This is a genomic window from Mesorhizobium sp. M7A.F.Ca.ET.027.02.1.1, from assembly GCF_004022985.1.
Classification (GTDB): domain Bacteria; phylum Pseudomonadota; class Alphaproteobacteria; order Rhizobiales; family Rhizobiaceae; genus Mesorhizobium.
The window spans coordinates 1-2,154 of sequence record NZ_RZOL01000646.1 but is presented as its reverse complement, the minus strand read 5'-3'; the positions used below and the strand labels follow the sequence as shown (position 1 = coordinate 2,154).

The 2,154-nt window shown below is 62.8% G+C and carries 2 protein-coding genes; both read left to right on the top strand.

The window, feature by feature from the left end; genetic code table 11:
• A partial coding sequence (locus EN749_RS34650) for an ABC transporter permease subunit (RefSeq protein ID WP_128364861.1) occupies positions 1–332 on the top strand: 332 nt, incomplete at its 5' end.
• Entirely contained in the window at positions 325–1,962 is a 1,638-nt protein-coding gene (locus tag EN749_RS34645; RefSeq protein ID WP_128364860.1) for an ABC transporter ATP-binding protein, read from the top strand. The genes EN749_RS34650 and EN749_RS34645, both read left to right, overlap by 8 nt.
• The last annotated feature ends 192 nt before the right edge of the window (positions 1,963–2,154 follow it).

The following is a 2,154-nucleotide window of genomic DNA, read 5'->3' as shown; positions in this document are numbered from 1 at the left end:
CCGCCAAACTGCGCGGCGAAGGCAAGTGGTGGGTGATCTTCGCCGAGATCTTGCCCAATGCGCTGTCGCCGCTGGTCTCGGAACTCGGGCTGCGTTTCATCTATGCGATTCTATTCCTCTCCGCTCTCTCCTTCCTCGGCCTCGGCGTGCAGCCGCCGGCAGCGGACTGGGGCGGCATGGTCAAGGAGAACAAGGATGGCATCGTCTTCGGCATCCCGGCTGCGCTGATCCCGGCTGCGGCGATTGCCGCGCTCGCCATCTCCGTCAACCTGGTCGCCGACTGGATCCTCGACCGCACCACCGATCTCAAGGGAGGGCGCGGCAATGGCTGATGTTCTGCTCGACATCCGCAATCTTCGCATTGAGGCGACCACCTATCCGCCCGGCGAAAAGCCGATGACGATCACCATCGTCGATGGCGTGTCGCTGACGCTGGAAAAAGGCAAGGTGCTGGGCCTGATCGGCGAATCCGGCGCGGGCAAATCCACCATCGGCCTCTCGCCGATGGGGTATGGCCGCGGCGGCGTGCGCATCACCGGCGGCGAGGTCATCCTCAACGGCCGCGACATCCTCAAGCAGGGTAAGAACGGCATCCGCAAACTGCGCGGCCATGAAGTATGCTATGTCGCGCAATCCGCGGCAGCGGCCTTCAATCCCGCCCAGCGGCTGATGGACCAGGTGGTGGAAAGCTCGCTCAAGCACGGCTTAGCCAACCGCGCCGAGGTCGAACGCCGGGCGGTGGCGCTGTTCCGTAAACTCAGCCTTCCCGACCCGGAAAATATCGGCAAGCGCTATCCGCACCAGGTCTCCGGCGGACAATTGCAACGCGTGATGACGGCCATGGCGCTCTGCCCCGAGCCGGATCTGATCATCTTCGACGAACCGACCACGGCGCTCGACGTGACCACGCAGATCGACGTGCTTGCCGCGATCAAGCAAGCAATCCACGCTACCGGCGTCGCGGCGCTCTACATCACCCATGACCTCGCGGTCGTAGCGCAGGTGGCCGACGAGATCATGGTGCTGCGCCATGGCAAGATGGTCGAGACGGGCACCGCCCATCGGATCATCAAGGAGCCGAAGCAGGTCTATACCCAGGCGTTGGTCTCCGTCCACCATATCGAGCACGAAGAGAAGCAGCCGACGCCGAAACCGATCCTATCGGTGAAGAACGTCACGGCCGCCTATGGCCGGGGTGTAATCAAGGTGCTGAAGAACGTCTCGGTCGATATCCATCCCGGCCAAACGCTGGCTGTGGTCGGCGAATCCGGCTCCGGAAAATCGACGCTGGCGCGGGCGATCACCGGCTTGTTGCCGCCGCAGCAGGGTGAAATCACCTTCGAGGGCCGCAAGCTTTCCAACCGACTCGGCAGCCGTACCAAGGAAGACCTCCGCCAGCTTCAGATGATCTACCAGATGGCCGATGTGGCGATGAACCCGCGCCATACCGTCGGCAAGATCATCGGCCGGCCGCTGACCTTCTATTTCGGCCTCAAGGGCGCCCAGCGCGACCGACGGGTCAAGGAGCTGCTCGAGGAAATCGAGATGGGCAAGGGCTTCATCGACCGCTATCCGGCCGAACTGTCGGGAGGCCAGAAGCAGCGCGTCTGCATCGCCCGTGCGCTGGCGGCCAAGCCCAAGCTCATCATCTGCGATGAGGTAACTTCGGCCCTCGACCCGTTGGTGGCGAACGGCATCCTGAAGCTGTTGCTCAATCTCCAGCAGATCGAGCAGGTGGCTTACCTCTTCATCACCCACGATCTCGCGACGGTGAAGTCGATCGCGGATTCGATCGCCGTCATGTATCGCGGCGAGGTCGTGCGCTATGGGGCGAAGAGCCAGGTGCTGACGCCGCCGTTCGACGACTATACCGATCTCCTGCTGTCGTCCGTGCCGGAGATGGAGCTCGGCTGGCTGGAGAAGGCGACCGCCGGGCGGAAGATGGCGAGTGCGGGGAATTAGCGATGTGGGTCTTCGCGGTACAGTTCAATGAGGTTCCCCTGCGCGGATGCCTCCCTTCAACCTTGGCGTCCAACCTGACTTATCAGCCAAGAGACGAAATGCTGGCTTGTGGCGGAGGGCGCACTCGCCTCTGGCAGCACGGCATAATAGCAATTTTCCGTTTCCATCGGCAGGGCGGGAAAGACCTGAAGG

Excerpts from the sequence above, each read along its gene's own strand:
- EN749_RS34645 (WP_128364860.1), top strand. The coding sequence starts at position 325 with ATGGCTGATGTTCTGCTCGACATCCGCAATCTTCGCATTGAGGCGACC.